Raw genomic sequence first — 24,153 nt, 5'->3', positions numbered from 1 at the left:
TGAAGCAGAAACAGCCGATAATGACTGTTTCTGCTTTAACAAAAAACTAATGTCCAAAATAATTGGGGTTGCAGGTAGGCAGCAAGCAAACTAATCCCGATGAGCTTACATGAGTAAGTGATTCGGGTTAGTGCGTGTAGCTAACACCCCTGCGGCCCCAAGTATGAAGGGACATTTAAAACTGGGTATTCAAGCTAACAAAATATGTCCGGCCTGGTTCATTGTAGGTTGCTGCTCCGGCACCGGCGATATTCGCGACGTTCTGGGCATTACCCTCACGGAATTGGCGCTTATCGAACAGGTTTTCAATACCGGTGGTCACACTGACATTTTTAGTCACTGTGTAGCTCGCGCTCAGGCCAAAGATGGCATATGGGCTAACTTCATTGCGCGCTGTACCTGTGACTGGCAGACCCTGATAGTCATATTTCTTCGGTTTCTGACGCCCATACCATGTCACGGTAGACAGTAAGGACAAATCATCCGTAGCCTGCCAGCTTACTGAGCTGTTCAGGGTAAACTCCGGTGTGATGGATAAGTAATCACCGGTAGATTTGTTCTTCGACTCCAGCATGTAGGTCAGGTTGCTGCTCCATTGCACTGTGTCAGTGAATGGCACCGTCAGGTTACCTTCCAGCCCTTCAACCAGCGCTTTTGGCACATTTTCCCATTTGAAAATATCGGAATTAGCATAAGTTCCGGTGCCGCCATTGGCCGTCCCCAGGGAGACTAAACCTGGCTCAATCTTATTGCGGTAATCGTTACGGAAATAAGTGATACCCGCAATAATGCCATCATCATGGAATTCGAAACCGATCTCTTTGTTAACGCTGGTTTCTGCTGATAAATCGTCATTGCCCATCAAGTAACAGCTACCGCCACCGCCATAGCAACCCTGACCACGGCTATACAGCAGGTAATTGGGGTTGGTTTGATAGAGGTTTGGCGCTTTATAGGCGCGGGCAATCCCCATTTTCATGGTGAAGTAATCGCCCAGTTCCTGTGACAGGTTTAACCCTGGACTCCAGTTGCTTCCTGCGGTGCTGTGATGGTCAAAACGCAGCGCTGGGGTCAGCATTGTGGTATCGGTCAGCTCGATATTATCTTCAACAAACACCGACGCTATCTGTGCTGAGGTGCGCGTATTTCGGCCTGTTCCCGTCAAACCGCTGACACTACCGCCCTCAGTCGTCGTCTGGGTGTTGGAGGTCGGGTCATTCATTTTCTGGTCATTCCATTCCGCACCGACTGTCAGCACTTGATTAACCCCTAACTCAAACGGCAGGTTAACCTCGGAATGGGCCAGATAGTTGTCCAGCTTGATCGTACTGAAATAGTTGTTAGAGAAGATACCCTCAGTACCCCCTGCCAGCCCCTCATTAATACGTGAGTTGCGGGTATTTTCATACTGCACATAGGAGGTGGTACTGACGCCGTTATCCCAAAAACCACGGTGTGTTAACGAGAAATTATCGCGATACATCACGTTGGTTTCCGCGCCATACAGGCTGCGCACAATGGCATTGCTGTTGGTGTTTTGTGTATCACCGGCATAAATATTCCCCTGACGGCTATAGCCCGCCTCGAACTCCAGGGATTGGCCCTGCGCAAACTCCCAACGCAGTAACCCGTTGATATCTTTATTACGAACCCCTTCACGCCCAGCAGGCAATGTGCCAGCCTGATTACCGGTTCGGGCAGATTCATGGCCTTGGTTAATATCCCAATCATCAGCATCAGTTTTATTGTATCCACCGTATAAGCGGAAACTGACGGTATCACTGAGTGGCCCCAACAGGCTGAAGTCAGTACGACGGGTCGCACCTTCTTCGCTGTGCTGCGGCAGGTTCATGTAAGCATTCCAGCTACCATGCAGTTCTTTGTCCGGCTGTTTGGTGATGATATTCACCACACCACCAGCGGCACCATTACCGTAGCGCGCAGCAGCAGGCCCACGTAATACTTCGATTTTCTCAACCATATTCGCCGGAACCCAGTTGGTATCACCACGGGTATCGCGCTCACCACGCCAGCCGTAACGTACGGCATTACGGCTCGACACCGGAATACCATCAATCATAATCAATGTGTTTTCAGGCCCCATGCCGCGAATATCAATCTGACGGTTATTCCCGCGCTGACCGCTGGCTGAGTTACCGGACAAGTTAACGCCGGGCATGGTACGGATAATTTCAGACAAATCATTGGCCGGAGGTCGTTTGCGGATATCTTCCGCCGTGATAGTCGATGCGCCAAGTGCCTGACGGACTTGCTGCTGGGCCGTGACCACCAAGGTATCGCCGGTGGTTGCTTTGTTGTCAGTCGCCGTTGTTTCTTTTTGTTGTGTTGCGGCTGTATCAGACCCTGACTGAGTGGTATCTTGTGTCTGCGCCCAAAGCGGAGTCGAAATACAGATACCAATCAAGCTCGCTAAGGTCGTCAGAGAGCGCCGCTGCCATTTTACTTTCATTACACTTTCCCCGATGCAAACGCCCACAGCAAATGTCAGCAGAGGAAAGTCTCTGCCAATCTATTCATAGGGCAACAAAAACGAACAAGATTGATAATTATTTTCATTATCAATTCATCTGACTAATTGTTACATTTGCAATCAGAAAAATGGTTTGTGCAAACAGCAAAACCCTTTGTTATAAAGTCAATGTTGTCAAAACAGCAATATGAGTGGAGAGGCCATCATGTCGGCGGTGAAGAAAAACAAGTTGCGCAATATTTCCCCGTCATCCAAACCAATTTATCGCGATCAAATTGTGCAGCAATCAAATCTGGTGGCCAGCGACTATCAACTGAGTGGCGCGAAGTCATTGTCCACTGATCCGGTTTTGTATGGCGATTTTCAGGTATTGCGTCTGAATCCGCATCTGATCCTGCATACTGCGAATGTGACTAATCTCTACGATATCAAAACGCAGAATCAGCTCAATCCGGCACTAAAACTAGCGATTGTGGTCAGTGGCAGCGCGCATATCTCATTTGGCGGTAAAGAACTGCATTTGCAGGAAAAGGGCGATGCCTCACTGGTTTCTTTAACTGAAAACACCCTATTTACTCGCCACGGTAAGAACAATAACCATGAGCGCACTCTGACTCTCACCTTTGACCGTGAATGGCTGTATGGCGATCTATTACCGCAAGCCGGTTCCTGGGATACGTTATACAACTTTACTCAGCAGCATCTGGTGATTCATTTATGGCGGCCATCAGTTCACGCCCAAGCCATCGCCCAGAAAATAGCGAGTGCTCCGCCCTTTTCAACGCCACTGGAACGTTTGCATTGTGAAACACAATGTATTGGCTTAATTATCGAAGCATTCAGTTCGCTGGAGCAGCAGGCGTTACAGCAAAATAAAGTCTCTTTACGCGGCATGAATCGAATCCAGCAAGTACGTGACTGGCTGGAAAGTGGCGAGGCAGACCATCTATCGATGAGTGAATTGGCGCGTTTGGTCAATATGAGTCAAAGCACTTTGCAGCGACGTTTTCGTGAAAGCTACAACATTACGGTATTTGAGTATTTGCGCCATTGCCGTTTAAAACGCGCCATGCTGGCTATCCAGAAAGAAGGGATCAGCATCGATCAAGCGGCAACTATTGCGGGTTATACCAGCCCGGCGAATTTCGCTACGGCGTTGCGCCGCACTTTCGATATTTCGCCCAGCCAATTACGAGCTGGGGCTATCTTTGATCGCTAAACTTATTGATCGATCAAGTTACTGATCAATAAATTCATTGAACGCTAATAATTAAGCGATCAAAAGCGCCTGATTTATACCATCCCTTAAACAAAAAAACGGCCCCTCATCAGGAGCCGTCTATTATCTTACTGCGTCAGCGAAAACTTATTTCTTTTTCGCTTTCGGGTTAGGCAAGTCAGTAATGCTACCTTCGTAGATTTCTGCTGCCAGGCCGACAGATTCATGCAACGTTGGGTGAGCATGGATAGTCAATGCGATATCTTCAGCATCACAACCCATCTCGATTGCCAGACCGATTTCACCTAACAGTTCACCACCGTTAGTCCCGACAATTGCACCACCGATGATGCGGTGTGTTTCTTTGTCGAAAATCAGTTTGGTCATACCGTCGGCACAATCAGATGCGATAGCACGACCTGATGCCGCCCACGGGAAGGTGGAGGTTTCGTAGCTGATGCCTTTTTCTTTGGCTTCTTTCTCGGTCAAACCAACCCATGCGACTTCTGGTTCAGTGTACGCAATGGATGGAATAACTTTCGGATCGAAGTAATGCTTCATGCCGGAGATAACTTCAGCAGCAACATGGCCTTCGTGAACACCTTTATGTGCCAGCATTGGCTGACCCACGATGTCGCCGATAGCAAAGATATGCGGCACGTTAGTACGCAGTTGTTTATCAACGTGGATAAAGCCACGTTCGTCAACTTCAACGCCAGCCTGACCAGCATCCAGCAATTTACCGTTAGGTACACGGCCGATAGCCACCAGCACAGCATCATAACGTTGTGGTTCTGCTGGCGCTTTTTTGCCTTCCATCGTGACATAGATGCCGTCTTCTTTGGCTTCTACCGCAGTCACTTTGGTTTCCAGCATCAGGTTGAATTGCTTGCTGATACGTTTGGTAAAGACTTTCACTACGTCTTTGTCAGCAGCTGGAATAACTTGATCAGCCATTTCGACTACATCAATCTTCGAGCCCAACGCATGGTAAACCGTACCCATTTCCAGACCGATGATCCCGCCGCCCATGACCAGCAAACGCTCAGGAACGGTTTTCAGTGCCAGCGCATCAGTAGAGTCCCAAACACGTGGGTCTTCATGAGGAATGAATGGCAGTTGGATTGGACGAGAGCCGGCGGCGATAATCGCGTTATCGAAAGTAATGGTCGTCGGGCCGTTTTCACCCTCAACAACCAGGGTGTTCGCGCCAGTGAACTTACCTAAACCGTTAACCACTTTGACTTTACGGCCTTTAGCCATACCTGCCAAACCACCGGTTAACTGATTGATAACTTTCTCTTTCCAAACACGTACTTTATCAATATCAGTTTTAGGTTCGCCAAACACGATACCGTGTTCAGCTAATGCTTTAGCTTCTTCGATAACTTTAGCGACGTGCAACAACGCTTTGGAAGGGATACAACCGACATTCAGGCAAACACCACCCAGAGTGGTGTAACGCTCAACCAGAATGGTTTCTAAACCTAAATCCGCGCAACGAAAAGCAGCAGAGTACCCTGCTGGGCCTGCCCCAAGTACCACGACCTGAGTTTTAATTTCAGTACTCATCATGACCTCTTAATTGTTTGTCCGGCGGGTCAGACATCATTTTTAGGCTAATTAATTGCATAACGCCTTGATCCACCGTGACGCTTGCACCGCGTGCAGTTTACAGAATTGTTAATAAACTGAAAAGCCGCATCGCGTGACGAGTGTCTCAACAACCTTGTCGACTTATGTAACGAGCCGACAAAGCCGGTTCATAACTGTCTTTTGTCTATGTATCTACCTAAAGTACTTGGAGTTGCAGGTAGGCAGCCAGCAAGCTAATCCCGATGAGCTTACTCAAGTAAGTGATTCGGGTTAGTGCGCGCAGCTAACACCCCTGCTACTTCAAGAACGAAAGGTATAACAATAAGGCCGGCACGAGGCCGGCCTTGACGATTACATCACCAGACGGCGAATGTCGGCCAGCATATTGTTGATGATAGTGATAAAGCGCGCACCATCAGCACCGTCAATCACACGGTGGTCGAAGGAGAGCGACATCGGCATCATCAGACGCGGCTGGAACTCTTTACCGTTCCAGACTGGCTCTATCGCAGACTTGGAGACACCCAGGATAGCCACTTCCGGCGCGTTAACAATCGGCGCGAAGTGAGTTGTCCCGATACCGCCCAGGCTGGAGATGGTGAAGCAACCGCCCTGCATTTCGCCAGCGGTCAGCTTGCCATCACGCGCTTTCTTGGAGATAGCCATCAGTTCACGGGACAGTTCAGTGATGCTTTTCTTGTTCACATCCTTGAATACCGGAACGACCAGGCCATTTGGCGTATCTACCGCGACACCGATGTTGATGTACTTTTTCAGCGTCAGCTTCTGACCATCTTCGGACAGTGAGCTGTTGAAACGTGGCATCTGCTCGAGAGCAGCAGCAACAGCTTTCATGATGAACACCACCGGGGTGAACTTCACATCCAGCTTACGCTTGGCAGCTTCGTCGTTCTGTTGCTTACGGAACGCTTCCAGATCGGTGATATCAGTTTTGTCGAAGTGAGTCACATGTGGGATCATGACCCAGTTACGGCTCAGGTTAGCGCCAGAGATTTTCTGGATACGACCCAATTCCACTTCTTCGATTTCGCCGAACTTGCTGAAATCAACTTTCGGCCAAGGCAGCATGCCTGGCAGACCACCACCGGTGGCAGCCGCTGGAGCCGCTTCTGCACGTTTGACCGCATCTTTCACGTAAGCCTGAACGTCTTCGCGCAGGATACGGCCTTTACGACCAGTACCTTTTACTTTCGCCAGATTCACGCCAAACTCACGGGCCAGACGACGGATAACCGGCGTTGCATGCACGTAAGCATCATTCTCAGCGAACTCACCTTTGCTGGCAGCAGGTGCCGATGCAGGAGCGGCTTTGGCCGGTGCAGCAGCAGGAGCGGCTTGCTGGGCTGGTGCAGCAGCAGGTGCTGCGCCTTCCACTTCAAACACCATGATCAGAGAACCGGTTTTCACTTTGTCGCCGGTACTGATTTTGATCTCTTTCACGATGCCCGCGAATGGTGCTGGAACTTCCATTGAAGCCTTGTCACCTTCAACGGTGATCAGTGATTGTTCAGCGGCAACTTTATCGCCCACTTTCACCATCACTTCTGTGACTTCAACTTCATCACCACCGATGTCTGGTACTTCAACATTTTTTGCAGCAGACGCCGCCGGTGCAGCAGGAGCCGCCGGAGCTGACTCAGTTGCCGCTGCTGGTGCCGCAGCACCTGCCACTTCAAATACCATAATCAGAGAGCCAGTGCTGACTTTATCGCCAGTGCTGATTTTGATCTCTTTAACCGTACCGGCGAATGGCGCAGGCACTTCCATAGAGGCTTTATCGCCCTCTACCGTGATAAGAGATTGCTCAGCGGCAACAGTGTCGCCCACTTTGACCATCACTTCAGTGACTTCAACTTCATCACCACCGATGTCTGGTACTTCAACATTTTTAACCGCCGATGCCGCAGGAGCCGCTGCCGGAGCAGGGGCCGCTGGTTTCTCTTCCGCTTGAGTAGGAGCCGCTGCGGCACCTGTTGCTTCGAAGATCATCATTAGTTTGCCGGTCGCAACAGTATCGCCAACCGCAATTTTGATTTCTTTAACGACACCCGCTTGTGGTGAAGGGACTTCCATGGAAGCCTTATCACCTTCAACAGTGATAAGTGATTGCTCAGCTTCAACGGTATCACCCACTTTCACCATAATTTCGGTGACTTCAACTTCATCCGCACCGATGTCCGGTACTTTGATTTCGATAGACATTATTCAGTACCTCTTAAGCCAGACGCGGGTTAACTTTTTCTGGGTTGATGTTGAATTTCTTAATCGCATCAGCAACCACAGAGGCTTCAATTTCACCGCGTTTAGCCAGTTCACCCAGAGCAGCAACTACCACATAAGAAGCATCAACTTCGAAGTGGTGACGCAGGTTTTCGCGGCTGTCTGAACGACCGAAGCCATCAGTACCCAGTACGCGATAATCGCTGGCTGGTACGAAAGTACGAACCTGCTCTGCAAACAGTTTCATGTAGTCGGTAGACGCTACCGCTGGTGCTTCATTCATCACCTGAGCGATATATGGCACACGTGGGGTTTCAGTTGGGTGCAACATGTTCCAACGTTCACAGTCCTGACCATCACGCGCCAGTTCGGTGAAGGAAGTTACGCTGTAGGTGTCAGAACCTACGCCGTAGTCGTTAGCCAGAATCTGAGCGGCTTCACGCACATGACGCAGGATCGAACCGGAACCCAGCAACTGTACTTTACCGTTCTTACCTTCCAGAGTTTCCAGCTTGTAGATACCTTTACGGATACCCTCTTCTGCACCCTGCGGCATAGCTGGCATGTGGTAGTTTTCGTTCAGCGTGGTCAGGTAGTAATAGATGTTTTCTTGCGCGTCACCGTACATACGCACCAGACCATCATGCATGATGACAGCAACTTCATACGCATAAGCCGGGTCGTAAGAGATACAGTTCGGGATAGTCAGTGACTGAATGTGGCTGTGACCATCTTCGTGTTGCAGACCTTCGCCGTTCAGTGTCGTACGACCTGAAGTACCACCGATCAAGAAGCCACGTGCCTGTTGGTCACCCGCTGCCCAGCACAGATCGCCAATACGTTGGAAACCGAACATGGAGTAGTAGATATAGAACGGGATCATTGGCAGATCGTTGGTGCTGTATGAAGTCGCAGCAGCCAGCCAGGAAGAAGCCGCACCCAGTTCGTTGATCCCTTCTTGCAGGATCTGACCTTTTTCGTCTTCTTTGTAGTAAGCAACCTGTTCACGGTCTTGCGGGGTGTACTGCTGACCATTCGGGCTGTAAATACCAATCTGACGGAACAGACCTTCCATACCGAAAGTACGCGCTTCATCAGCGATGATTGGAACAATGCGGTCTTTGATAGACTTGTTCTTCAGCATCACGTTCAACGCACGTACGAAGGCGATAGTGGTAGAAATTTCTTTGTTCTGCTCTTCCAGCAAGGAGCTGAAATCTGACAATGCTGGCATTTCCAGCTTTTCAGTGAACTTAGGCATACGGGTTGGCACATAGCCTTCCAGCGCCTGACGACGTTCGTGCAGATACTTGTACTCTTCGGAATCTTTTTCGAAGGTAATGTATGGCAGTTTTTCGATATCAGCATCAGCAACAGGTACGTTGAAACGATCGCGGAAGTGGTGAACCCCTTCCATGTTCATTTTCTTCACCTGGTGGGCGATGTTTTTACCTTCAGCTGTTTCGCCCATGCCGTAACCTTTAATGGTGTGGGCCAGGATAACAGTTGGTTTGCCAGTGGTTTCTTGTGCTTTTTTCAGTGCAGCAAAGACTTTCTTCGGATCATGACCGCCACGGTTCAGAGACCAGATCTCGTCGTCGCTCATGTCTTTCACTAATGCAGCAGTTTCTGGGAAACGGCCAAAGAAGTGTTCGCGCACATAAGCGCCGTCTTTGGATTTGAAGGTTTGGTAGTCGCCATCCAGCGTTTCGTTCATCAGTTGGATCAGTTTACCGCTGGTATCTTTACGCAGCAGCTCATCCCAACGACCACCCCAAATCACTTTCAGAACCTGCCAGCCAGCACCACTGAAGATACCTTCCAGCTCATTAATGATTTTGCCGTTACCGGTAACCGGGCCATCAAGGCGCTGCAAGTTACAGTTGATAACGAAGACCAGGTTATCCAGTTTTTCACGGGTGGCGATGGTGATCGCACCTTTGGATTCTGGCTCATCCATCTCGCCGTCGCCCAGGAAGGCGTATACGGTCTGTGCTGAAGTATCTTTCAGACCACGGTGAGACAGGTATTTCAGGAACTTGGCCTGATAGATTGCACTGATTGGGCCAAGGCCCATAGATACTGTCGGGAACTGCCAGAATTCAGGCATCAGTTTCGGGTGCGGGTAAGAAGACAAACCTTTACCGTCAACTTCCTGACGGAAGTTATCCATCTGCTCTTGAGTCAAGCGGCCTTCAAGGAAGGCACGTGCGTAAACGCCCGGAGAGATGTGGCCTTGGAAGTAAACCAGATCGCCGCCGTCTTTTTGGTTACGAGCACGGAAGAAGTGGTTGAAGCAAACCTCGTAGAAAGTCGCGGAAGATTGGAAGGATGCCATGTGGCCGCCCAAATCCAGATCTTTCTTCGATGCACGCAACACGGTCATCACGGCATTCCAACGGATCGCGGAACGAATACGACGCTCCAGCTCCAGGTTGCCAGGGTAAGCCGGTTCGTCTTCTACCGGGATAGTATTGATGTAATCACGGCTGGCTGAACCAGCAGCAACACTCACACCACCTTTACGGGCTTCGCCCAAAACCTGATCAATCAGATACTGAGCACGCTCAACACCCTCTTCACGGATGACCGATTCGATCGCCTGTAGCCAGTCGCGGGTTTCGATCGGATCCACGTCATTATTTAAACGTTCTGACATGGTGGTATTCCTTATCTGTTTCTAATGGTTTATTTGGAGCCTATCTTCCTGTGCTTTAACCCCAGGCTAAAGCACGTGCCCTGGTGAAAACACCGGAAGATAGGCCCATCAGTTTAGTTGCCGCTAATCATTCTCAAATGAGAACTACTACCCAAAGAAATTGGAGTTACAGCACGGCGGTCAGAGAATGAACCCCGATGAGCTGACTCAAGTCAGTGATTCAGGTGAGTTCACGTAGCTAACAACCCTGTAGCTTCAAGTAAGAAGGGTATAAACGAGTTATTGAGGTCTTGCTAAGGCGCAACCTAAATGAATCGTTTCTAATCCTTGCGCTGTTGGAGCCGACGCAAAGATCGCTCACGGCGACTGTGCTCCCGACTGAGATCCAACAGGATTTCCTCAATAAACGCCAAGTGGCGGTGTGAGGCTTCGCGGGCTTTTTCTGGCTCGCGTGCCACAATCGCCTCAAAAATCCTGGCGCGGTGACTGCTTACCGTTGCCAGCATTTCGCGGCGCGAGTAAAGCAATTCAAAGTTTTGTTTAACGTTTTGCTCCAGCATCGGCCCCATGCAGCGCAGTAAATGCAGTAACACCACATTATGTGCCGCCTCGGTAACCGCCACTTGATACTGCATAACAGCATCAGCTTCGGCATCCAAATCGCCGCTGTCTTGTGCTTGCTGAATAACAGTATGGCATTCACGAATGCGTTGCAGATCTTCATCAGTACCACGCAGTGCAGCATAATAGGCAGCAACACCTTCGAGGGCATGACGGGTTTCTAACAAGTCGAATTGTGATTCTGGATGGTCGGCCAGCAGTTCAGCCAGCGGATCGCTAAAACTTTGCCACAGATTGGTTTGCACGAAAGTGCCACCTCCCTGACGGCGCAACAACAACCCCTTGGCTTCCAGGCGCTGGATTGCTTCTCGCAGAGAAGGTCGGGAAACATCAAATTGCTTCGCCAACTCGCGCTCAGGCAGTAATTTCTCACCTGGGCGTAGCGTCCCTTCCAAAATCAGATATTCAAGCTGCTGCTCGATAACATCTGATAATTTGGGCTGACGTATTTTGTTGTAGGCCATATTTTCTGTAAGCCGTATTGAGTGAATCGTCTCTGCGAGTGGTGCGGAGTCAATTGGTAATACCAATTTCAAAAACGTGACGATAAAGTAACAAAGTATTCACTACCTGTCCATACGGACCTTGACCGAAATCATGAAACCCAGCACATTTTAACAATTTTACTGACAGCGCGATGCAAAGTGATAACGTAGCGTTGGTAATACCATTACCTGCCACCTGAGAGTTTTAACTTTTATGAAACGGATATTTAGGCAAGCTGAAGCGTTATAGTTATTTTATTTATGAATTTAAATCCTATTTATATGAATTTAAATTCAATCATATTCAAGAAATGTCTGTATTTTCTCTTTCCTTTTTCTAATAACTGGTATGACCATTATAAAAATGGCCAACTGATGACTTTTTGCGCAAAAAAGGTCGATTCCTGCTTTTCCTGCAAACAACAGCTTGATCATCCACCAACATTTTTATTGGCATTTTGCTGAAAAATTCATCGAATAGAATAAAAAGCAGATGCAATAATTTTCACCTACCACTATTCTCTTTTAAAGGGTAGCCAGTAGAGTAAATTCTGAAAAAAGCACCCGTAAACAAAATAATACAAATAATGTAATCAAAATCTTACGCATAGCACGCGGCAACCATTTTGCCGGTGAATAGTGACAACGACAGAGGATGCAATAATGAGTATTCAACAGGAAGGTGCGGAGCTAAAGCGGGGGCTTAAAAACCGCCACATTCAGCTTATTGCCTTAGGTGGTGCTATTGGTACCGGGCTATTTCTCGGTATCGCGCAGACCATTCAAATGGCGGGGCCTTCAGTGTTACTGGGGTACGCGATTGGCGGTTTTATCGCGTTTCTGATTATGCGCCAGTTAGGGGAAATGGTGGTTGAGGAGCCGGTGGCAGGTTCGTTTAGTCACTTTGCTTATAAATACTGGGGCAATTTTGCTGGTTTTGCTTCCGGCTGGAACTACTGGGTGCTGTACGTGTTAGTCGCCATGGCGGAACTCACCGCCGTCGGTATTTATGTGCAATATTGGTGGCCGGAGATCCCAACATGGGTCTCTGCCGCAGTATTCTTCCTCGCGATTAATGCCATCAATCTGGCTAACGTGAAAGTATATGGCGAGATGGAGTTCTGGTTTGCCATCATTAAAGTGGTCGCTATCATCGCGATGATTCTATTCGGCGGCTGGTTATTGCTGAGCGGCCAGGGTGGCCCGGAAGCTACTGTCACCAACTTATGGGCGCAGGGCGGCTTCTTCCCCAATGGCATCATGGGGTTAGTGATGGCAATGGCGGTAATTATGTTCTCCTTTGGTGGGCTTGAGTTAGTCGGCATCACCGCAGCAGAAGCAGAAGACCCAGCCAAAAGTATCCCGAAAGCGACTAATCAGGTTATCTATCGTATCCTTTTGTTCTATATCGGTTCTCTGGCAATTCTGTTGTCACTTTACCCGTGGGGCAAAGTAGTGGAAGGCGGCAGCCCGTTTGTGCTGATCTTCCATGCATTGAACAGTAATGTAGTGGCAACAGTGTTAAACGTCGTGGTATTGACCGCAGCATTATCGGTCTACAACAGTTGTGTGTACTGTAACAGCCGTATGCTGTTCGGTTTAGCCAAGCAAGGTAATGGCCCGAAAATGCTGTTGAAAGTCGATGGTCGCGGAGTTCCGGTGATTGCCATTGCAGTTTCCGCATTCGCCACCGCTTTCTGCGTGCTGATTAACTATCTGATTCCGGGCCGCGCTTTTGAATTGCTGATGGCATTAGTGGTATCCGCACTGGTGATCAACTGGGCGATGATTAGCCTGGCACACCTTAAATTCCGTGCGGCGAAAAACCGTCAGGGCGTTATCCCGCAATTTAAAGCCTTCTGGTATCCGTTTAGTAACTATTTATGTTTACTATTCTTGAGCGGTATTTTGGTGATTATGTATCTGACACCGGGTATTCAGATTTCGGTATTACTGATTCCGGTATGGGTATTGGTGCTGGCGGTGGGTTATGGGGTTAAACAGAGAAATAAGCGTTAATTAAACTTATTGAATTCATAAAAAAACAGGGCGGTAGTTTTCACTACAGCCCTGCTTTATATTTACCCATTATCTCAAGTCAATATCAAAAAACTATTAAGGCCTCTGATCTCTATCTGCAATCGTCAACATATCTGTTGTTAAGTGGACACTAAATCCAGAAGCGTTCCATTTTAGTGTCGTTTTCCCTTCATATTCATATTGATTACCACCATATTCAATAAATGTATTTATAGTAACCTCGCCCTTCTCACCAGCAAGGCATTTATTAACAAATCTAGTCGATGTTCCATGTTCAAAATTCTTAAAAAACCCAGTAATTGGAAGAGGTAAACCTTTTTTATCATCCCCACTAGGCCCCCATTCATAAAGATTCAACTCAGATATCTTCATGGGATGCAGTAACTCACCATCAAAGCTAAAATTAATTTTCCAACCAAGCTCTAAATAATGGCCTTTATTAATTATTGGGCATCCTCCTGTAATCCGTTTGCCATACCCATCATACTGTGCAGTTCTTTTATCAAGAACTGCACTCCTCCAAACCTCATGTGGTTTAAAGTTATTTTCTACCCTGATTTCATTTGCCCCGAAGGTCTCGCTTTCCTGACCTTTGATATTCCTAGCAAGCACTTTGATTTTCAGGTTTTTACCTACCCACTCTGGTTTTGGCTTAAATGTAACCGTCTCTATCCCACGATCATATCGTAGATAAACCGTTTCATTAGCAAGCACTATATTGCCATTGCTATCAAGTAAACTAACTGTGGCAGTGGTGGCTTGTTTATATCCTGAGTATTCACTGCGTAGTTTTACCTTCAAATCATCATCGGTAAAGACTGGTGACCACACTATTTCATTAACTTTATCAGCACTATTACTCCTTGCTATCGTCTCAGTAATAGTAGCTTTTGGCTTAGCATAAACCTCCTGCTCGTATGAGCCGCTTTGCTCTTCATACCAATCATTACCCACCACTTTCAGCGTAATACGCGCCTTGCCTGGACCAGTGAATGCTGCGGCGCTCCCATCTTTCGCTATATTAACAATATAGTTATTGTCTGATGACCACTGCTTTTGCAAGTGAGTATGCGCCGATAAATTCTCATTAGGCTGTTGCACGATAGCGGAGTCTGAATCTTTATTAGTTAGCACACTGTTAGCAAAGCTAATTGGCTGCTTATATTTAGCCACACTCAAGTCATAGCTGGCTTCACTACGTTTGAAGCGCTCATTCTCTTCAGAAATAACTTTTATTTTGGTCGTACCGGGCTTAACTAAAGCCACTCTTCCCTGGGTATCAACCGTGGCGATGCGGTTATCGTCACTTTGCCAGAACGTTTTTAACTCACTCGGAGTGACATCAGCATTTGACAATACAAAGTTCTGAGGAGACACGGAATCCATCCATTTATAATCCCGTTTAGTCACAGGGAAGTTAATTTGCGGATCCGCTTTATCCACCGTTAACTGATAGCTGGCTGTCCCCATAGCGTAGGTTGCATTCGCCAGTGTTACCGCTGAAATATTCACTACACCGGCTTTCAATACCTTAATTTCACCGCTGGTAGCATCAACATCCGCCACATCTGAATTATCGCTGCTCCAGTGGGCTGTAACTCCGGCAGGTAAACCTGTTAACACCTGTGCTTTACGAGCTTTACTACTATAAGTTATTGCATCTTTGCTGTTAGCAAAGCCCAACTGCGGAATAATATTCCCCACCAGCAGTTGTGGTTGCTGAGTCAAATCTATGCCGTTGATGCTGGCAATAAATTTGGTATCCCCCTTGGCGGTTGAGGTGACTACAGTACTGTAAGTTCCATCCTTATTATCCGTCATTGGGTTAGCGCTGAATTTTATGCCTTTCAGACTATTGCTATCTTTAACATTAACTTTCTGGCCTTGCAGTAAGTTGCCAAATTTGTCTTTCAGCGTGGCGGTTAATTTCGCTTTCGTGTTGCCGCTGGCATCAATTTTCGCCACATCTAATACAAAATCAGATTGGCTTGGATCGACATCACCCGCAACCGTACTTACATCTGCCGCCGCCATAACCAGTGTGCGAACCTGCGCCACCATCTTATATTGCCCCAAACTACTGGCACTCAATTTGGTTTCCGCAACACCTAAGTTATTGGTATAGCTCAGGCCATCATACTGACCTGCGCCCTGCGCCAGACGCCATGCCACCGGGTAGCCCGCCAACAGATTATTATTGGCATCAACTACTGTGGCGGTATAAATCACCTGATCGATATTATCGGCTTTAAAGGTCGTTTTGTTTGGATTAACCTTAGCTAATTTAGCCGTGGTCGTATCACCCACCAGCGCCAAATTAACTTTTGGTAAAGGTTTGCCATTAACAGAGACCGTGATGGCATGATTACCGGCCTTAGTGCCTTTAATCGTCACCAAATAGCCGCCCGACGAGTTAGCTTTGGTTTCGATTTCCAGACCATTTTCGCCATGCTTTGGTGAGGTGGTTATCTGGCTTGCCAGATTAGGTAACGGGTTACCTTTGCTGTCACGAATATCCACCTGAATGGAAGCGATATCGAAATTATCGGCAATGATGTTGCCTTGCAGTAACTGAATATTGGAAGCACTGATATCCACCCCACCACTAGTAAATTTAACCGCTGTGGCCTGCAAACTGTGATTACCAACCGCAGCTGTAACCAGAGCATCACCGGCCAAATCACGGCTGATTTCAACTTCTGCCACGCCAGAGTTGTTGGTTAGGCTAATAAACTTGCCACTCATCAGTGTGTCGCGGTTGACTGACCAATGCACCGGGATATCGGCACCCAGCAGGTTATCGTGAGCATCTTTGATGACCGCCTGATAAGTGACTTTATCACCCACAGCCACAGATACGGACTTCAACGGTTTTACTTCAGCAATCTTGGCAGTGCGCACATCAGCAATCACTTTCAGCGTCTGTTTGGCTAATTCAGCACCATCAAGGGTAGTGACAATTTCGCCCTCACCCGCTTTAGTCCCACTAATGGTTGCGCTATAAACGCCATTAGACACTTCAGTAAATTGACCTGGTAACGTCAGACCTGGGAAGTTAGCCGCTGTGACTTTAATTTTCCCGCTTTGGCCGGTTAATGGGTTGCCATTCGCATCATTGACCTTAACTGTCAGTGTGGTGGTGGTAGTCCCATCAGCCACCAGATTCGCCGCCGATACACTCGCGGATGATTGTGCGGTCACAATGCCACCGGCGGTAAAGGTCACAGGTAGCGCATCCATCTGACTGGTGCTGCTGACGATTGCAGTAACCGTAGCGTTACCAGCTTGTTTGCTGGTCAGGGTGACAGTTGCCTCACCTGATGCATTGGTTTTGCTCATCGCCACCAACTCACCCAGATTGGTTCTCCAGCCCACTGAAACATTAGCCAGGCTTGCGTTACCCTGCGCATCTATCACGGTGGCGGTATAAGTAATACTCTCCTTGCCGTCAGCTTTGGCAGTTTTAATATTCGGTGTGACCGTCTTCAACGTGGCGGTCTTATTATCTGCTTGTAAGGTTAGCTTCTGTGTTTTACTCACATTACTACCCTTAACTGTGGCAGTTAAATCCACCGCACCTTCTTTGGTTCCAGTGATAGTGGCTTGATAAACGCCTTTTACTGCTGATTCAGTGATAGCGCCAACGGTTACATGGTTGGCGACTGACTGAGTGACCTCAATCTTGCTCTCTTGACCCGAAACCGGGTTGTGGTTGGCATCACGCAGTGTAAATTTCAGCGTGGTGCTTTGCTTACCATCAGCAATGATCATATTCGGTTGTAACAACAAATCCGCATTTGTCATCACTGGTGTTACCGCAACAAACTCCGCCCCATTACTATTTTTCACCGGCGTTGCTGCATTATTACCGGAGGTTAACTGAACAGAAAGATCAACCTTGCCCGCCTGTGTACCGGTGATAGTTTGTGTACTCACGCCGTTGGCATCGGTGGTGGTTGACGGGTTGGCAACATTATTGATATTGCTGCCCCAGCTTAGAATCATTCCGCTAACCGGGTTACCATTAGCATCTTTAACTGTCGTCACGTAACTGATCGAGCCAGAACCATCAGGTGCGGTCACTTTGCTACCAGTCACAACCACACTTTCGATCTTCGCAGTTTGGCGATCGGCATTAAAGGTAATAGGTGGTGCAATAGCTTTAGCCCCATTAGCAAGGGTTGCGCTAACTTTTGCGGTGCCCGCTTTCCTGGAAGTAATATTGACCGTTGACTTACCCGCGCTATCCGTCTTACTCGTCGGATTATCAATACTGACCGGATGCCCGTTCTCATCTTTCCAGGTGATATTCTCAGCTGTCACTGGATTATTGCTGGCATCAACGACGGTAACGCTATAAGTCACCTTGTCTTTATCATTAGCAACGAAATCACGCTGAGTCATTGGTGCTAAGGCGATTGTTGCGCTGTTGCTGTTAGCAATAAACTCAACCTTAGCAGACGATGTACTTTGCATCCCATTAACCGAGGCTTTAACCACGGCAGAACCGGCCTTAGCACTAACGAGATCTACAGTAGCTTCACCCTGACTATCAGTCGTCGTTATTGTGTGTGTTGCCTGTGCCGACACGAATTCACCCAGATTGGTTTCCCAACGAACCTGGCTATTCGCCACCGGATGATTGTTGCTGTCTTTTACCACAACTTTGTAAGTGACCAGTGCCAGGCCATCAGCAACCTGTTTGGTGTCAGTCGGTGCTAACCAGTTAGTGATTTTGGCCGTAACAGTATCAGCAGTGAAACTCAGCTTTTCAGTTACCTGATTAAGCGCCAAACCACCTTTCACTGCCTGTGCATTAATAGTGATATTACCCACATCAGTGCTGGTAAGGGTAATTTGCGACTCACCCAAATCGTTAGTTTGAGTTTTTCCCGTTGCAGGGCTAAACGTCACCTTATGGTTGCCTGCCCCCCACATAATTTCTTCATTTTTAATCGGATTACCGTTGGCATCGATAATTTTGGCAATGAGGGTAATACTATCTGTGCCATTGGCCGCAGCACTATTTTTTCTTACAGGAAGTAACGTAATCTTGCCGCTTTGACGATCGGCAATAAAGACCACCTTGCCAGCGTTATAAGGCTTGCCACCGACTGTCGCCGTGACGTTGGCCGTTTCTGCCTTGGTGCTCACGAACTCAATAGAGGTTTCCCCATTAGCATCGGTGATAGTAGTCGTGTTGCCCTGAACAAAGGAGCCGATATTGCTCGACCATTCCACTGCTGCACCAGGAACGACGTTGCCCTGTTTGTCTGTAACCTTCAGTTTATAAATGGTTGTATCTTTACCATTAGCGACCACTTGAGAGCTGGTGGTAGTGACAGTAAAGTCACTGGGTTTCACCGCCATGGTGTTGTTATCTGGCTTTATCTCTATCGCCCCCGCACTCACTGGGGCCGCAGTACCTACCTGCACAGTAACATTGGCCGTACCGGTCACGGTGGAACTGAAGGCGTTTTCTGCAATACCCTGTGCGTTAGTGATACTGGTAACGGATTCAAGGCCAGGCGAATTTAAATCACTTGCCCACTTAACTTCAACGCCAGCCACCGGATGACCCAATGCGTCAGTTACCAACACTTCAAGTTTGGTTTTATCGGTAGCATTAGCAGTAATTGTTGGTGTAGAGAGAGTAATAGATGAGCTGCCCGGAATTGTTGCCGTAGTTTTATCGGCAATTTGGGTCAGAATGATCGGATTCAGCTGAATCCCACGTACAGTTGGCGTAACGGCAAAGCTGCCAACCGTGCTACTGCTGGTCAGCGAGGCTTCATAAACCCCGGTCTGAATTTCCTGTACATCGCTTATCGCTACCTCTGGCACCGGCACCGGCACTGGCACTGGCGAAGGAGCAGAACGTCTGATTTTTGGAATATTGCCTGTGACGTTGCGCACCGCAAAAGTGATGTTGCGCGCGGCACCACTGACCGGTTTGCCTGCATCGGTCTTTAAAGCCAACCGAAGTGTAGAGCGACTGGTCGCATTTGCTGGCAACGTAGCAGGGGTTAGTGAGGAGACACTATTGATAATATTAATATTCACGCCAGTAACGTAAATATTGGTTGAGCTGGAAGTAGAGTAATTCCCTTTTTTATCAACCGCACGCCCGCTTAATACATAAGCATTTGCCGCACCATCAATATACGGTGGCAAAGCGACATGATAGGCCAAATTACCCAAATCGCTCACCTGCCCACCAGCCAGAATCACATCGGCAGCATCCCACTCGATACGATCCAAACCATGACGGGCATTAAAGGTATAATTTATCGGTAATATCTGTGTTTCTTTCCCACTAATATTATCAGGTAGATTTAATGTCACTACCTGCTGCTTACGGTATTCCAACACAATATTATTATTGCGATCGACCAAATCCATGCGGCTACCTGCCAGAGTCCGCGTCGCCTGTACCGCCGCGGGATCTATTTGCTTCTGCCACGGGGTATTAATTTCGTAATTAACACCAAAATTAAAGCCGGTTTTATTTTTCCCACCATTACCAATAGTATGGTCAAGCCCTAAACTCACTAACGGGATCGGGGTATAGCTCACGCCAGCAGTTAATGCTGATGGGTTTTTCTGCCGTTCGTTAATGCCAAACAAAGCGACTTCATCACCAAAGTATTTCTCATACATCAACTTCCCGCCTAACTGCGGATAGAAAGGTAAGTAGGCTTCAGTGCGGATGTCATAACCATTAGCGGCACGTTCGTCATAATCTTCAACTTTAGCGGAATGCTTCCATCCGCCCAAACGATGATAACTGTTGGCTGAGAGCTTAACGTAATCTCGCGCCAATTCACCGCCAAATCCTACCCGTCGATGCGCATTGCCAGATATTTGCTGATCTAAGAAAATGTTATAGCCGAACATCCAATCAGATACATAATGGCGTTGCCCCAACCCGATATTCATAATATTGCGTTGGTCAATACGACGAAAACCAAACTGGCTAAAGGCTAACTTTTCAGGTTGGTCATCAAGAGGGATAAATAAATCTATTTCTGATCCGCTGAAATCATTTTTATCATCAGTCTGTAATTTAACCTGGGCCTGCCCGATATGGCCTAGCCACTCCTCAACCGTTTTCGCCGTGGAAGATAACAACATCCCCTTGGCTAAACGAGAGAATGCATCGACGCGGTTCTCGCTGCTTAACGAATTCCCAACCTGGGACAAATGAGAAGCAACCAAAGAGGCTTGCTGGGTAGCCCGTTGTTCTTCTTCCTGATTAGGGACATAAACAACCGCACCGTATTTGACTGCATCAAACGCACTGCGATTGTTATATAAATTGATATTTAACGCCCAAAGCTCATCGATAGATAAGCCATAGCTGGCTGCAACCGACTCAAGTGTTTCGGTTGGGGTGAGCGTATGAAGTTGCTTAAAAAGCACTGTTTTTTTCGGTATATCACTGTTCGCCTGAGTACTGAAACTCACCGAATACAGTGGAAGTGTACTTAATAATACTTGTAAAACTATTTGCGCATAGGCAATGGCTTTCTTAGGAAAGTCATTGCCTAAGTAACGCCCTATGCCTTTAAAAATTGTGGCCATTATAATATTCCTGATTTGTTACCGGCATAACCGAACACGCATTAACTCAAATGGGTTTGAAACATAAACACAGATGAAAATAAGTTGAGTAATGCATGAAAAAATAAGCCAATAGAAATTGATCAGGCGGATAATATGGCTAATAGTGAAATGATAAAAAGGAATAGCTCGGAATTTAATTGGACTAATAATAAATCATAAAAATATCTATTTTTTATTTAGAATAAGAATAATTCCGAAAAAATAAAATATCACTCAGTTAGAGAAAAAGTCAGATTATCAGCAGCAGCGACATTAAACATAAGCACATAACAAATTGATATATATAAATAAATTTATCAATTAGGATTGTTTTTTCATTAGTAAGACAAAGTAGAAAGAATTCCTAATAGAAATTCATATTAAAAATGGCTGATAAATCATTATCAGCCAGCTCACACAACTAACACCGGATTGACTAAACTAACGCGCCGTAGATCGTTAATAACGCCACCACCACAATTACCGTCAGTGTGACTTTTCGTGCCAAAGAGACGGCAGACCTTGGTGTTTGTACCGGATCTAAATGAGACTCTCGCGCCAGCGAATATTGCGCCAGTTGGGTTAACACTTGATACTGCGAAGATCGGAAGTCGCCCAATGAAGCAAACCAAGCGGGCAAGGCTCTTTCCCCATGTCCTAATAAAGCATAGGCAACACCCACTAACCGCACCGGAATCCAGTCAAGCCAATGCAAAATTCGGTCAATACCAGATTGTGAGCGTTGTAAAGGTGTGTGATGACGCGCCAACCAGGTTTGATACCCACGTAACATCGCATACCCTGCTAATGCCACTGGGCCATAGCTAACACAAACGACAAACCAGAAGATCGGCGCTAAATAATAACGGAAGTTTATCCATAACAATGCATTTTGCAGAGATTCCAGTCGGGCTTTCTCCCCACAATTTATCGGTAAGCCATGAATAAGTGCCAACTCTTCAGCCATTTTATCAGTAGCATGGGCATCGCCTTGACGGGCAGCTTTCAAATAAGCTCGGTAATGTTTCCGTATTCCACCCGCACCAATACACAGCAGGCAAATAAGTATCCAGATAAGTAAAAGGGGTAATCCAAACAAGATATTTTGCACTAGCCGCAAAACCAGCCATACCAGCACCATCCACGCCGCAGTCAGAAAAATGGTTTGTACTAACGAAAAGTGGCGTAAACGAGCAAACACCACTTCAAGGCGATGATCTAACTGCCAATGTTCGCCCAGTTTAAACAAGCGCTCCCATGCCAGCACCAGTAACAGCGTAAACAGTGTCATTCGCTCTTATTCTCCCTTTGTACTTAACCCGCCCCAAAGCAGGGCATATGCCTCCCGGCATGCATAAACGACAATATCAGACGAGGCGACAAGCTAATATCGGCTCGGCCATGAACCTCTGGTTAATACTGCATGACTTCCGTATTACGATGGTAAAGATAACTTCGCTAAACTCTGTTGATATAACACCCAGTCAAAGGCGGAGCCCGGATCTGTTTTACGCCCCGGTGCAATATCGCTGTGGCCAGTCACCCGTTCCGCAGTTATCGGATAATGGGCAAATAACAGGGCGCTGACTTTAGACAAGCTGCGATATTGTTCGGTAGTAAACGGTAACACATCCGTGCCTTCCAATTCGATTCCAATGGAGAAATCGTTACACCGCTCACGCCCGGCAAAAGTCGAGACTCCGGCATGCCAGGCACGTTTATCAAATGGTACATATTGAATAATTTCACCGTCCCGACGGATCAGGCAATGGGCTGACACTCGCAGGTGAACAATATCAGCAAAATAAGGGTGCTCATCAGCATTGAGGGTGCCTGTGAACAACTGATCGATATAGGGGCCGCCAAACTCACCAGGCGGCAAACTAATATTATGAATCACCAACAGAGAAGGAGCTTCGCCTTCTGGCCGCTGGTCACAATGAGGGGAAACAACCCGTTTCACTCCTGAAATCCAGCCATTATCTAACTGCCAGTTATTTTCTAACTGCATAGTTTACCTAAGCCCCCTAACCTAAATAGTACACTTCAACCGGCTCTTTTATGGCACTTCTGCCAGCAACAGAGTAGCATGTTTGGACAACTATCTATCCGCCATTTCGGAGTTTTCTATGCCGACCCGCAGCTATAATGCCGACAGCCGCCGTGCCGAGCTATTGGAACGAATTCAACGCGATATCCCTGCTACTGTTGCTCAGGCCTTGAGTGAAGACTTGGGTGGTGAGGTCAATGCAGACGGCGATCTCACCGCACAATTACTGCCGGCAGATAAGCAGGCAAAAGCCACCATCATTACTCGTGAGGCCGGTGTTTTTTGTGGTCAGCGCTGGTTGAATGAAGTGTTTATTCAACTTGGTGCCCAAGTAGAAGTTGAGTGGTTAGTTAATGATGGAGATAAACTGGAAGTAAATCAGACTCTTTGCCATTTAACTGGCCCTGCCCGTATTTTGCTGACAGGTGAACGTACCGCACTTAACTTCCTGCAAACTTTATCGGGTGTAGCAACTGAAGTGAGCCGCTATGTGGCTGAAATTTCAGGATTACATACCCAATTGCTTGATACCCGAAAAACAGTACCAGGGTTACGTACGGCCTTGAAATATGCAGTCCTCTGCGGTGGTGGCAATAACCATCGGCTTGGTTTATCTGATGCTTTCCTTATTAAGGAAAATCACATTATTGCAGCAGGTTCGATTAAAGAAGCGGTTGCCAAAGCATTTTGGATACATGCAGATGTTCCTGTGGAAGTTGAAGTTGAATCCCTTGATGAACTACAGCAAGCACTGGAAGCCGGTGCAGATATCATCATGCTAGATAACTTCACCATTCCAATGATGCGTGAAGCGGTAAATATGCGTGATGAACATGCTAAAACCCAGAGCAGTGCACAACTGGAGGTTTCCGGCAACGTCACACTGGAAACACTTCGCAGCTATGCTGAAACAGGTATTGATTTCATTTCAGTCGGGGCGCTGACCAAGCATATTACTGCCCTCGACCTTTCCATGCGTTTTAAATAATCCTATCAAATTATTTTCGGCGGATGGCTCCCAATAGCAGACTCTTAGTCTGTTTTGCGAGCACCGCCGAAGTTATCAGTGATGCCATTGCAAGAACATAAATATCCAACAGTAGGCTTCGCAAAACCCTCTGTCCCCTCTTGTTAGCATTCATTCAA

At 47.4% G+C, this 24,153-nt stretch carries 11 protein-coding genes; 3 read left to right on the top strand and 8 right to left on the bottom strand.

What is annotated here, in order from left to right; translation table 11 throughout:
- Nucleotides 1–175: 175 nt before the first annotated feature.
- Nucleotides 176–2,470, bottom strand: a complete 2,295-nt coding sequence (locus FTB31_RS19580; protein ID WP_139343658.1) for a TonB-dependent siderophore receptor — start codon at nt 2,468–2,470, stop codon at nt 176–178.
- Nucleotides 2,471–2,696: 226 nt separating this feature from the next.
- Here FTB31_RS19580 and FTB31_RS19575 point away from each other — a divergent pair, with 226 nt between their 5' ends.
- On the top strand, nt 2,697–3,710 hold the full coding sequence (locus FTB31_RS19575) for a helix-turn-helix transcriptional regulator (protein ID WP_227731710.1): 1,014 nt from the start codon (nt 2,697–2,699) through the stop codon (nt 3,708–3,710).
- A gap of 147 nt (nt 3,711–3,857) precedes the next feature.
- Here FTB31_RS19575 and lpdA read toward each other — a convergent pair whose 3' ends face one another.
- From lpdA to pdhR, 4 genes are all read right to left on the bottom strand, one after another.
- Entirely contained in the window at nt 3,858–5,282 is a 1,425-nt protein-coding gene (gene lpdA / locus FTB31_RS19570) for a dihydrolipoyl dehydrogenase (protein WP_219648334.1), read from the bottom strand.
- A gap of 375 nt (nt 5,283–5,657) precedes the next feature.
- Complete coding sequence (aceF, locus tag FTB31_RS19565; protein WP_050075916.1) at nt 5,658–7,529, bottom strand: pyruvate dehydrogenase complex dihydrolipoyllysine-residue acetyltransferase; 1,872 nt, start codon at nt 7,527–7,529, stop codon at nt 5,658–5,660.
- Nucleotides 7,530–7,542: 13 nt separating this feature from the next.
- Nucleotides 7,543–10,206, bottom strand: coding sequence for a pyruvate dehydrogenase (acetyl-transferring), homodimeric type (gene aceE, locus FTB31_RS19560; RefSeq protein WP_019080494.1), 2,664 nt, complete (start codon nt 10,204–10,206; stop codon nt 7,543–7,545).
- Nucleotides 10,207–10,526: 320 nt separating this feature from the next.
- Nucleotides 10,527–11,291, bottom strand: a complete 765-nt coding sequence (gene pdhR, locus FTB31_RS19555; RefSeq protein ID WP_004706218.1) for a pyruvate dehydrogenase complex transcriptional repressor PdhR — start codon at nt 11,289–11,291, stop codon at nt 10,527–10,529.
- Nucleotides 11,292–11,975: 684 nt separating this feature from the next.
- Between pdhR and FTB31_RS19550 the strand changes: the two genes are divergently transcribed.
- On the top strand, nt 11,976–13,331 hold the full coding sequence (locus tag FTB31_RS19550) for an amino acid permease (RefSeq protein ID WP_050075915.1): 1,356 nt from the start codon (nt 11,976–11,978) through the stop codon (nt 13,329–13,331).
- 96 nt (nt 13,332–13,427) lie between these two features.
- Here FTB31_RS19550 and FTB31_RS19545 read toward each other — a convergent pair whose 3' ends face one another.
- From FTB31_RS19545 to ampD, 3 genes are all read right to left on the bottom strand, one after another.
- Nucleotides 13,428–20,936: an Ig-like domain-containing protein gene (locus tag FTB31_RS19545; RefSeq protein ID WP_227731709.1), complete on the bottom strand. Its 7,509-nt coding sequence runs from the start codon at nt 20,934–20,936 to the stop codon at nt 13,428–13,430.
- Between the two features lie 457 nt (nt 20,937–21,393).
- Entirely contained in the window at nt 21,394–22,248 is an 855-nt protein-coding gene (gene ampE / locus FTB31_RS19540; protein ID WP_050075914.1) for a beta-lactamase regulator AmpE, read from the bottom strand.
- Nucleotides 22,249–22,392: 144 nt separating this feature from the next.
- Nucleotides 22,393–22,968 carry a 1,6-anhydro-N-acetylmuramyl-L-alanine amidase AmpD gene (gene ampD / locus FTB31_RS19535; RefSeq protein WP_227731708.1) on the bottom strand — a complete coding sequence of 192 codons (576 nt, stop codon included), beginning with the start codon at nt 22,966–22,968 and terminating at the stop codon, nt 22,393–22,395.
- 118 nt (nt 22,969–23,086) lie between these two features.
- Between ampD and nadC the strand changes: the two genes are divergently transcribed.
- Nucleotides 23,087–23,995: a carboxylating nicotinate-nucleotide diphosphorylase gene (gene nadC, locus FTB31_RS19530; RefSeq protein WP_050075910.1), complete on the top strand. Its 909-nt coding sequence runs from the start codon at nt 23,087–23,089 to the stop codon at nt 23,993–23,995.
- Nucleotides 23,996–24,153 lie beyond the last annotated feature (158 nt).

The sequence above is a fragment of the Yersinia proxima genome (assembly GCF_902170785.1).
GTDB lineage: Bacteria > Pseudomonadota > Gammaproteobacteria > Enterobacterales > Enterobacteriaceae > Yersinia > Yersinia proxima.
This window is presented reverse-complemented; position numbering and strand designations above follow the sequence as displayed.

Excerpts from the sequence above, each read along its gene's own strand:
- FTB31_RS19580 (WP_139343658.1), bottom strand. The coding sequence starts at position 2,470 with ATGAAAGTAAAATGGCAGCGGCGCTCTCTGACGACCTTAGCGAGCTTG.
- FTB31_RS19575 (WP_227731710.1), top strand. The coding sequence starts at position 2,697 with ATGTCGGCGGTGAAGAAAAACAAGTTGCGCAATATTTCCCCGTCATCC.
- lpdA (WP_219648334.1), bottom strand. The coding sequence starts at position 5,282 with ATGAGTACTGAAATTAAAACTCAGGTCGTGGTACTTGGGGCAGGCCCA.
- aceF (WP_050075916.1), bottom strand. The coding sequence starts at position 7,529 with ATGTCTATCGAAATCAAAGTACCGGACATCGGTGCGGATGAAGTTGAA.
- aceE (WP_019080494.1), bottom strand. The coding sequence starts at position 10,206 with ATGTCAGAACGTTTAAATAATGACGTGGATCCGATCGAAACCCGCGAC.
- pdhR (WP_004706218.1), bottom strand. The coding sequence starts at position 11,291 with ATGGCCTACAACAAAATACGTCAGCCCAAATTATCAGATGTTATCGAG.
- FTB31_RS19550 (WP_050075915.1), top strand. The coding sequence starts at position 11,976 with ATGAGTATTCAACAGGAAGGTGCGGAGCTAAAGCGGGGGCTTAAAAAC.
- FTB31_RS19545 (WP_227731709.1), bottom strand. The coding sequence starts at position 20,936 with ATGGCCACAATTTTTAAAGGCATAGGGCGTTACTTAGGCAATGACTTT.
- ampE (WP_050075914.1), bottom strand. The coding sequence starts at position 22,248 with ATGACACTGTTTACGCTGTTACTGGTGCTGGCATGGGAGCGCTTGTTT.
- ampD (WP_227731708.1), bottom strand. The coding sequence starts at position 22,968 with ATGCAGTTAGAAAATAACTGGCAGTTAGATAATGGCTGGATTTCAGGA.
- nadC (WP_050075910.1), top strand. The coding sequence starts at position 23,087 with ATGCCGACCCGCAGCTATAATGCCGACAGCCGCCGTGCCGAGCTATTG.